11 protein-coding genes are annotated in these 9,623 nt (G+C 67.9%); 3 read left to right on the forward strand and 8 right to left on the reverse strand.

From position 1 onward, the window contains the following. Nucleotides 1-131: 131 nt before the first annotated feature. From amt to glnL, 4 genes are all read right to left on the reverse strand, one after another. The gene (gene amt / locus HFP89_RS06660) at nucleotides 132-1,373 is read right to left on the reverse strand and encodes an ammonium transporter (protein ID WP_168716868.1); all 1,242 of its coding nucleotides are present in this window, start codon (nucleotides 1,371-1,373) and stop codon (nucleotides 132-134) included. A 12-nt stretch (nucleotides 1,374-1,385) separates the two neighbouring features. Continuing rightward, nucleotides 1,386-1,724 (reverse strand): P-II family nitrogen regulator, encoded by a 339-nt coding sequence (locus HFP89_RS06665; RefSeq protein ID WP_168716869.1) that lies wholly within the window; start codon nucleotides 1,722-1,724, stop codon nucleotides 1,386-1,388. A 184-nt stretch (nucleotides 1,725-1,908) separates the two neighbouring features. Next, nucleotides 1,909-3,261, reverse strand: a complete 1,353-nt coding sequence (gene ntrC / locus HFP89_RS06670; protein ID WP_168716870.1) for a nitrogen regulation protein NR(I) — start codon at nucleotides 3,259-3,261, stop codon at nucleotides 1,909-1,911. A gap of 4 nt (nucleotides 3,262-3,265) precedes the next feature. Continuing rightward, complete coding sequence (gene glnL, locus HFP89_RS06675; RefSeq protein WP_168716871.1) at nucleotides 3,266-4,330, reverse strand: nitrogen regulation protein NR(II); 1,065 nt, start codon at nucleotides 4,328-4,330, stop codon at nucleotides 3,266-3,268. Between the two features lie 77 nt (nucleotides 4,331-4,407). Here glnL and HFP89_RS06680 point away from each other — a divergent pair, with 77 nt between their 5' ends. The 3 genes from HFP89_RS06680 to HFP89_RS06690 all read left to right on the forward strand — a co-directional run bounded on the left by HFP89_RS06680 (nucleotide 4,408) and on the right by HFP89_RS06690 (nucleotide 6,493). Beyond that, complete coding sequence (locus HFP89_RS06680) at nucleotides 4,408-4,746, forward strand: hypothetical protein (protein ID WP_168716872.1); 339 nt, start codon at nucleotides 4,408-4,410, stop codon at nucleotides 4,744-4,746. A 155-nt stretch (nucleotides 4,747-4,901) separates the two neighbouring features. Then, a complete protein-coding gene (locus HFP89_RS06685; protein WP_168716873.1) occupies nucleotides 4,902-5,690 on the forward strand; it encodes a hypothetical protein in 789 nt (262 codons plus the stop codon). Nucleotides 5,691-5,692: 2 nt separating this feature from the next. Beyond that, nucleotides 5,693-6,493, forward strand: a complete 801-nt coding sequence (locus HFP89_RS06690) for an energy transducer TonB (protein WP_168716874.1) — start codon at nucleotides 5,693-5,695, stop codon at nucleotides 6,491-6,493. On the opposite strand, the gene fetB is transcribed toward HFP89_RS06690, so the two are convergent. The 4 genes from fetB to HFP89_RS06710 form a co-directional block, all read right to left on the reverse strand. Beyond that, nucleotides 6,494-7,297, reverse strand: a complete 804-nt coding sequence (gene fetB, locus HFP89_RS06695; protein WP_168716875.1) for an iron export ABC transporter permease subunit FetB — start codon at nucleotides 7,295-7,297, stop codon at nucleotides 6,494-6,496. Next, nucleotides 7,294-7,905: an ATP-binding cassette domain-containing protein gene (locus HFP89_RS06700; protein WP_168716876.1), complete on the reverse strand. Its 612-nt coding sequence runs from the start codon at nucleotides 7,903-7,905 to the stop codon at nucleotides 7,294-7,296. Before HFP89_RS06700 ends, fetB begins: the two co-directional genes overlap by 4 nt. A gap of 4 nt (nucleotides 7,906-7,909) precedes the next feature. Then, entirely contained in the window at nucleotides 7,910-8,107 is a 198-nt protein-coding gene (locus tag HFP89_RS06705) for a hypothetical protein (RefSeq protein ID WP_168716877.1), read from the reverse strand. A 159-nt stretch (nucleotides 8,108-8,266) separates the two neighbouring features. Then, entirely contained in the window at nucleotides 8,267-9,508 is a 1,242-nt protein-coding gene (locus HFP89_RS06710) for an ISL3 family transposase (protein WP_168715701.1), read from the reverse strand. Between the last annotated feature and the right edge of the window lie 115 nt (nucleotides 9,509-9,623).

The following is a 9,623-nucleotide window of genomic DNA, read 5'->3' on the forward strand; positions in this document are numbered from 1 at the left end:
GGGCGTAGCGAGGACGCGGTGGCCGGTGATCGCCGGAGCACAGGAACCGCAGTGCACGTCCAGGTGCATGAGGATTCCGAGCACCGCCGAGCGCCGGCCACCGCGTCCGCAGTAGCCCAGCGACGATTTTTTCAATCGCCGCCGTGGGCGAAGTCGGGATACGCCTCCATCCCGCACTCGGCGAAATCCAACCCCGCCCGTTCGTCGTCCGGATGCACGCGAATGCCGATCGTGGCCTTCAGCGCGGCCCAGACCGCCAGGCTGGTGACGAACACGAAGCCCCCGATTAGCCCGATGCCGGCGAGCTGGCCGACCAGGCTCGCCTCGTCGTTGGACAACGGCACGACCAGCAGGCCGAGGATGCCGCAGACGCCGTGCACGGAGATCGCGCCGACCGGGTCGTCGATGCGGATGCGGTCGAGGCCGAGGATGGAGACCACGACCAGCAGACCGCCCGCCGCGCCGATCAGCACGGCCAGCCCGGGATCGGGCGTGGACGGCCCGGCGGTGATCGAAACGAGGCCCGCCAGTGCGCCGTTCAGCGCCATGGTCAGGTCGGCCTTGCCGAACAGGAAGCGGGCCAGCAGCAGCGCGGCGACCAGGCCGGCGGCGGCGGCCAGGTTGGTGTTGACGAACACCTTGGCCACCGCATTGGCCGAGCCGATACCGGCCACGGCCAGCTCGGAGCCGCCGTTGAACCCGAACCAGCCCATCCACAGGATGAACATGCCGAGCGTGGCCAGCGGCAGGTTCGCACCGGGGATGGCGCGCGGCCGGCCGTCGGGCGTGTACTTGCCGGCACGCGGCCCGAGCAGCAGGACACCGGCCAGCGCCGCAGCCGCCCCGGCCATGTGGACGATGCCGCCGCCGGCGTAATCGGAGTAGCCGAGATCCGACAGCAGCCCGCCACCCCAGGACCAGTAGCCCTGCCACGGGTAGATCACGCCGGTCATGACCACGGCGAAGACCAGGAACGCCCACAGTTTCATCCGCTCGGCCACGGCACCGGAAACGATCGACATGGCGGTGGCGACGAACACGACCTGGAACATGAAGTCGGCCAGCGACGAGAACGCGATCTCGCTGCCTTCGGCGGTAACGTCGGCCAGCGCGTGCTCGGCCGAGACGCCGAAACCGATGCCCGGCCAGAACGCGTTGACGCCCTCGCCGGGGTACATCAGCTGGTAGCCGATGAGGAAGTACATCAGGCAGGCGATGGCATACAGCGCCACGTTCTTGGTCAGGATCTCGACGGTGTTGCGGGCCCGGACCAGGCCGGCCTCGAGCATCGTGAAACCGGCCGCCATCCACATCACGAGCGCGGCGCAGACCAGCAGGTAGAAGGTGTTGAGTGCGTATTCGATTTCGGTCATGACTCGGCTCCGTTACAGGGCGGATTCGTTGACTTCGCCGGTCCGGATGCGAACCACCCGTTCGAGCGCGGTGACGAAGATCTTGCCGTCGCCGATCCGACCGCTTCGGGCAGTCTCGGCCAGCGTCTCGATGACCCGTTCGACCTGGTCGTCGGGCACGGCGATTTCGAGCTTGATCTTGGGCAGGAAGTCGACGACGTACTCGGCGCCGCGGTACAACTCGGTATGCCCCTTCTGGCGACCGAAACCGCGGGTCTCGCTGACGGTCATGCCCTGGACGCCGACGTCGGCCAGCGCCTCGCGTACGTCATCGAGCTTGAAGGGTTTGATGATGGCGGTGATCAGTTTCATCGGTGGATTCGCTCCCGTTGTCGATCGGCGTGCCGCGCGGCACTGTCATCGAGGAAGCAATCGGCGTGCCAGCCTGAAAGGCCACCGAAGATCGCCGGTTGAACGGGGTTTCGAGAACGATCGAGGCGATCTCTCCGCACCATCGCGGTGCAGCGCCCGGACCGGATGCACCGCAACGGTGCGTTCAGTCGTCGAGCTTGCGAGCCAGGGTGTTGCGGCCGATGCCGAGACGATCGGCGGCTTCGGCGCGCCGCCCCCCCGTGGCCCTCAGCGCCTCGTCGATCAGCGCGCGCTCCAGTCGCGCGACGGCCTCGCCCATCAGATCAACGTCGCCGGCAGCCAGTCGTGCGCGCACCCAGGCGCGCACGCCCGCGGTCCAGTCCACGGCTTCGGCCGGTCGGTCGAGATCGAGGTCGGCGATATCCAGCCGCGGCCCCGGAACCAGGGCGGTCCAGCGCCGGCAGCGATTGACCAGTTCGCGCACGTTGCCCGGCCAGGGGTGAGCCTGCAGTCGCTCACGGGCTGCTGCGGTCAGCCGGCGCGGCGCATCGCCGACCTCCGCCGCGGCGCGGGCCAGGAAGTGATCGAGCAGCGGCCCGATGTCCTCGGGACGCTCGCGCAACGGCGGCACGGTCAGCGGCACGACGTTCAGGCGATGGAACAGGTCTTCGCGGAAGCCGCCGGAGGCAACCGCCTGTTCGAGGTCGCGGTGGGTGGCCGCGACGATCCGCGCATCGACGCGGACCGGAGCACGACCGCCGAGGCGGTAGAACACGCCGTCGTCGAGCACCCGCAGCAGGCGCGACTGCAGCGCGGTCGGCATCTCGCCGATTTCGTCGAGGAACAGAGTGCCGCCGTCGGCCTGCTCGAAATAGCCCGCGCGCGCGGCCTCCGCACCGCTGAATGCCCCCTTCTCGTGGCCGAACAGTTCGGATTCCAGCAAGTCGGCCGGCAGCGCGGCAACATTGAGCGCCACGAACGGACCGCCGGCTCGCGGCGACGATGCGTGCAGCGCCCGGGCGATCCGCTCCTTGCCGCTGCCCGATTCGCCGCGCAACAGCACGCTCAGCGAACTGCCGGCCAGCCGCCCGATGGCGCGGAACAGCGCCCGCATCACCAGGCTCTCACCGATCAGCCCCGGCGGCGGCTCGACGGCCGGCGGCACCCCGGCATCGCGGCTCGACGCCAGCGCGCGATCGACCCGGTCGATGACTTCGTCGATGTCGAAGGGCTTGGGCAGGAAGTCGAAGGCGCCGCGCTTGAGCGCGTCGACGATGCTGTCGAGGTCAGCGTAGGCGCTCATGACGATGACCGGGGCATCGATCCGCTCGATCAGAACGTCGCCGGACGCGCCCGGCATCCGCAGGTCGGTCAGGACGGCATCCGGCGCTTGTTCGTCGGCGAGGGCGCCGAGCGCCGCTTCGGCCGATTCGAAGCTCCGGCAGGACCGGTCCTCTGCGGCCAGCGCGTGGTCCAGCACGCGTCGGATCGACGCGTCGTCGTCGACGATCCAGACCCGGGCGCGCTCGCTGCTCATGCCCTCATTCTAGTGGGCCGCGCGGCCCTGCGCCGGCATCGGCCGGAAGCAGGACGCGAAACACGGTGCGCTCGCCCCGGCGCTCGTGGTCGAGGTCGCCACCGTGGCGATCGACCAGGTCCTGGGCCACGGCCAGTCCCAGCCCGGTGCCGTCGGGCCGACCGCTGACCAGCGGAAAGAACAGGGAATCGGCCAGCTCCTCCGGCACGCCGGGGCCGTCGTCCTCGACCTCGATCGCCACCGCCAGCCGGCAGCGGCGCCCGCCCAGCGTTGCGCCCGGGATCGCACGGGTGCGAAAGACCAGCCGGCCGGCGCCGGCCTCGATCGCGTTGCGGGCCAGGTTCAGGAACACCTGCTGCAGCCCAGCCTCGTCGATCCGGACCCGCGGCAGACTGGGGTCGTAGTCGCGATCCAGCGCCACCGGCGCGGCGTCGGCGGCCAGCAACCGGACCACCCTGTCCAGCGGCGCGTGCAGGTTCGTCTCGATCGCCGTGACCGGCCGAGCGCCGCCGAGCAGCTGTTCGACCAGAGCCTCCAGCCGATCGACCTCGTCACCGATGATCCCGGCCAGTTCGCGACCGGTGTCGTCGAGATCACGACGTGCCAGCAACTGCGCCGCGCCGCGCAGGCCGGCCAGCGGATTGCGGATTTCGTGGGCCAACTGCTGGACCACGCGCTTCGACAGCGCTCGCCGCGCTTCGCGCGAGCGGTCGAGCATCGCCCGGCGGCGGGGCGCGGCGTCCTGGAGTTCCAGCAACACGCCGCCGTCGCCAAGCCGGGAAGCGCGGGCGTCCAGCCACTCGGCCCCGCTCGCCAGCGGCCAGCGCAGGTCCTGCGAGGCCACGCCCCGACCTTCGCCGACGGCGCGGTCGCACAGCGCCTGCAGCCCCGACGCGTCGATCGCCGCAGTCAGCGCCGGGTCCATCGCCGCTCGCGCGGCCGACACCCCCAGCAGGTCTTCGGCCGCCGCGTTCATCCGGCAAACCGTACCGGCCGCATCGACGTGCACCAGGGCCGTCTGGAGACGGTCCAGCCAGGCGGCGTCGGCATTGGATCCCTCGGTCGTCAAGGAAGGAATGGTCCGAAAGGCCTCGATCGAGCATAGTCGATGCACGAAGGCGACGGCGATCTGCGATCATTCACCGCATGGACGACTCCACCAACCCCCGCTTTCCCTGGACCGCCTGGCTGCTGACCAGCCTGGTTGCGCTGGTCCTGGCCTGCGCCGCGTGGGCCTGGATCGACTGGCGCTACGTCAAGGAACTCTGGCCCGTCGAGGCGATGGTCCGGGCCAACGTCTACATCTTCTGGACCCTGTCGATCGGCACCCTGTTCGTGCAGTACTGGGTACTGCGCAGCCAGAGCGCCGGACGCCAGACCCTCGGCGCCCTGAGCAGCGCGATCGGTGTCGCCCTGCTCTGGCTGGTCCTGATCAGCTCGGTCGGCGATTGGTATCACGTCAAGATCGGCGGCGTGCTTGGATAGGCCGACCCCCGCGTAGGAAATTCTCCGATTGAGCTCGCGGTGCCCCATTGGGTACCCTTCGTCCCGGCGCTGGTGGAACGGGGAACGGGCACTCGACACGAGTTTGCGTTCCCATCCCATCGATTCCCTATCGAACGAACCGGGAGATGCGATTCATGCGAACGTTGCTGCTGTCCTTTTTGCCGGCCCTGATGCTGGTCACGAGCCCGCCGACTGCGGCCCATTCGAGCTTCGAGCTGGCCGAGCGCGCCCTGAACGGCGACCTCGACGCGACCGAACAGTTGCTCGCCGAACACCCCGACAGCGAATCCGTCCGGATTATCGCGGCCCAGGCGCTTCGGGCCGCCGCCGACGACGACCGCGCGCTGGCGCTGCTGGACGACGCGATGCGCCAGGGCTCCCGCCGGGCGCTCTGGACGCGGGTCGTGCATCACATCGAGCGCCACGAGTGGATCGAGGCCTATGCCTGGGGCCGGCTGGCGATGCTGATCGAGAAGCATGACCGCGAGTCGGAGATCGACGACGATGCCTGGCCGCTGGAATGGACCTGGCAGTTCACGCAGCGCGCCGCGCGGAATCTTCGCGAGACCGAATTCCCGGAGGCCGACCGGCGGACCGAAGCGGTCGTCGGCGAATGGTACGCGCGCCTCACCGCGGAACAGGACATCGGCTCCGTCGATGCGCCGGTGTTCGTGGACAGGCGCGCGCCGGTCTATCCACGCGACCAGGCCTACTCGCGAGAAACCGGCTGGTCGTTCCTGATGATGACGTTTGCATCCGACGGCACGGTCGAGCGTGTCCTGCCCATCGTCCAGTCCCATCGAGAGTTTGCCAAGCGCGCCGCCGCGGCCATGGAGCACTGGGCGATCGAGCCGTCCTCGATGGATCCGGAGAATTTCGATCGCTTCTTCACGCAGACCGTCGAATTCAGCCTGGAGAACTGAACATGCGCGTCCTTTCGATCCTGCTGCTCTGTGGACTCGCGGCGCTATCGGCACGAGCCGACGAAGACGCTCTGTCGCCGGCCGAACGGATCCTCCTGATCCAGCAAGCGATCTCCGGGGACCTGCAGGCCGCGGCGGAGCTTGACGCCGACGGCGAAACCAGCCGCTGGGACCTGTTGCTTCGCGGATACGCGCTTCAGGCCGCTGATCGGCCGAACGAGGCTGTGGCCGCCTGGGAGGAATCCGCGCAACGGGGCCTGCGGCTGGCAGTTCGTGCATTGGCCGTCCATCACTACGAGCGGCGAAACTGGATGGAATCCTACGCCTGGGCCCGACTCGCCATGGAAGTCGACGCCGCCCTGAAGGACGGCGACCTGGGCGCCCTTCGTGGCGGCTGGGCCCTGTACACGGCGCTCCGGTCCGCCGAGGCACTCGACGAAGAGAAGCACGATGCCGCCGACGCTCGAGCGAGCGAACGCGTCCAGCAGTACCTCGCACGACTGATCTCGCCCGAGGATGTCGGATCGCAGAGCGGCACCGCCACCGAAGATCTCGAAGTCGTCCGGCGAACGCCCCCCGACTATCCCCGCGCCATGGCCGAAAACGGCATGCCCGGATGGGTCTACCTGCAGTTCGAAATCCTGCCCAACGGCCGGGTCGGCGAGGTCGCGGCGGTCGGGGCTTCCCACCAGCGCTTCGCCCGCGCGGCGGTGCGCGCCATTCGCAAGTGGCGCTTCGACACCGACGCCATGGAAACCGTGCCGGCCATCGCCTCCCAGCAGATCGATTTCACCATGCCCTGATCAGCCGCCGCCCGCCGCCAGCCGATCCACCCGCAACCGCTCGCGCTCGTCGAACAGGCGCCGGGACGCGGCCGAGACGGCGGCCAGCGTGCCGAAGCCGGTACCGGCGGCCACGGTGAACATGATCAGGATCTGATACTTGACGGCCAGCGCCGGCGGACTGCCGGCGAGAATCTGGCCGGTCATCATGCCCGGCAGGCTGACGATGCCGGCCGCGGCCATGGCGTTGACGATCGGGATCAGGCCCGAGCGGGTCGCGTCGCGGCGAAGTTCGCCGATTGCCTCGCGCCACGGCTCACCCAGCATCAACCGGTTCTCGATCATCGCGCGCTGGCGCCAGACGCCCTCGGTCAGACGATCCAGACCCAGCGCCACGCCGGTCATGGTGTTGCCGAGCAGCATGCCCAGCAGCGGAATGGCGTACTGCGGCCGGTACCAGGGCTCGGGGCCGATCACCACGACCAGGGTCAGTACGGTCACGCTGAACGCCGAGACGAACATCGCCGAGGTGCCGATGCCGAACGCCCAGCCGCCGGTCAGCCGATGCTTCTGGCGAGCCATCACCTCGCGACCCGCCGCCAGCAGCATGATCAGGCCCATCAGCCCGACCCACCAGGGACCTTCGAGCGAGAACAGCGTCTCGAGCACCAGCCCGATCAGGGCCAGCTGGACGACCGTTCGCAGCGCCGCGACCAGCAGCGAGCGCGTCATACCGAGCCGGGCCAGGGCCGTCACCACGCCGAGGGCCAGCACCAGCAGCGAGGCCAGCGCCAGCTCACCGTAGGACAGCTCGATCACGCTCATCGAACGAGCTCCGCTCCACCGGGCCCGATCCGGAGCTGCAGGTCGGCCACGCGCTCGATCTGCGCCCGGTCGTGGGCCACCCACAGCGTCGGCAGACCGCGCCCGCGAATCCGTTGCAGAAGCCAGGATTCGACCCGCTCGACCGATTCATCGTCCAGATTGGCTGTCGGCTCGTCGAGCAGCAGCGCGCCGGGATCGCGCGACAGCGCCCGGATCAGCGCCAGGCGCTGCTTCTCGCCCGACGAGAGTCGGCCCACAGACCAGCCGAGCGCATCCCGCGGCAGGCCGAGCACCTCGAGATCGTCGAACGGTTCCGCTTCGAAATGCGCACCCACGGCGTCGTGCCACCACTGGCTCTCGGCCGGCACCAGCATCACGCGCCGGCGCCAGACATGGGCCGGCATCGCGTCGGCGGCCGCCTCGCCGAGCAGAACGCGGCCTTCGTGCGGATCGAGGTCGGCCAACGCCCGCAGCAAGCGCGACTTGCCGCTGCCCGAGGCCCCGGAGATCGCGACCACTTCGCCCGGCGCGACCTCGAGATCGAACGGCGGCAACTCGCCCGCAGCCAGCCCGAACAGGCGCAGCGGCAAACGGGCCGCGTCGCTCATGCGGTCAGCCCAGCAGCGCTTCGGCCGCCGCCCGGACGCGGTGTTCGTCCGGCAGCATCAACCCGGCCGCATCGCCCAGCGGGATGTAGCAGTCCACGCCGGTCACGCGGCGGATCGGCCGGTCGGCCGCGCCGTGTTCGACCAGGCCGGTGACCAGGCCTTCGCCGATACCGCCGTCCGGGGTGGACTCGATCAGAAACAATACGCATCTATAGCTCTAATGATCGAGTAGTTGGAAAATCAACACAAAGCCCAAAAGCCCGAAAACACTGCAGGCGAAACAAAAAAAAATGGCTATATCCGGATCTCGCAAAGCTCTGATCGCCCGCAGCGCCTGATCTGACTGTCTTTGCCGGCGTTTTCATAGTGTGCGGAACCGCACTGGAATTTGCCCAGGCAGATCGAGGTCTCCAACGGTCAGGTAGATCATGTCGGAGAACGCATCGAGATGGCGGAAGCCACTGGCGCGATTCTTGACGATCTTGACGATGCGATTGAGTCCTTCAGCAATAGCGTTGGTCACGCGGGTGCCGATGAAGGCCAGCACGGCATCCTGGTGGCGTCGGAGGGTATGGACGAACTTTCGCAGCGGCTCCAGGCGGCTGAGCAATGCACTTTTGGTCCACTGCTTCAGGAACCGCTCTGCCGCCCAGGGTGCCTGGTAGGTCCAGAAGTGCTCGAACTCTTCTTTCAGGCGCCAGGCGCGATAGATTCGCCGGTTGTGTTTGTCGAGCGCATTGAGGTTTTGGGTATCGCGCCGGCTTCGGGTCGACGAATGGCGTGAGAGCAGCCAGCGCAGCCCTTTGAGCGCCTTGCGTTCATCCCGGGTAGCCTCCCGCCACTGCTCTTTGCGAACCTCGTCGACGGCCTCGTTGAGCGCCTTAACGATGTGGAAGCGGTCCAGCACCAGGGTGGCGTTCGGGCAGTGTGTCTGGATGGCCCCGATGTAGGCCTGGCTCATGTCGCAGCAGGCGGTCTGGATCCTGGCCTTCTGGTAGTCGCTGAGCGCTTCGTTGAAGAACCGGTCGATCGCCGCTCGGGCCTTGCCCTGGCCGATCCAGACCACGCAGGAGCGCTCCAGGTCATAGACCAGCGTGGCGTACTTGTGACCCTTGTGATAGGAGATTTCGTCAACGCCGATGGTCTTGAGGCCTCGGATGCGATGGCCCTCGCGCAACCGGCCAATGGTGCGATGGAGCAGATCCGAAAGGGTCGAGGCGGGCAACCGCAGCAGCTGGGCGGCGGCCTTTTGCGGCATGATCTGGCAGTAGCGCAGCATCAGGTATTCAAAGCGGTGACTCACCCGGCTGCCCGCCTCAGACCAAGGTAGCTGCTCGGTCACCCGGCCGTGGGTGTCACAACAGATCTCACGCGGCCAGTACATCAGCCAGATCGACCAGGGTCCGACCGGAATATCACGCCAGTAGCGCACCTCGGAGCGCTGGCGAACGATACGTCCCCGCCGGCCGCACTCCGGACAGCGGCAGCCGTTCTTGTAGGGCTTGACCAATACCTCGAGCCGGTTGCCGCGCCGAAAGGCCAGTCCATTGCACCGGAAATCCTTGAACTTGAGCAGCTTTGCGATAAGCTTGTAGACGGTCATGGGGGTTCCTTTCTGTACTGTTTGTTCTGGAAAACAAAACTTTACAGGAGGCCCCATGACCTCTCAAATCAGACCGGATCAAGTCTGAAATCCGTTGCGAGATTCGGATAGACCC

Source organism: Wenzhouxiangella sp. XN79A, assembly GCF_012272825.1.
Taxonomy (GTDB): Bacteria; Pseudomonadota; Gammaproteobacteria; order Xanthomonadales; family Wenzhouxiangellaceae.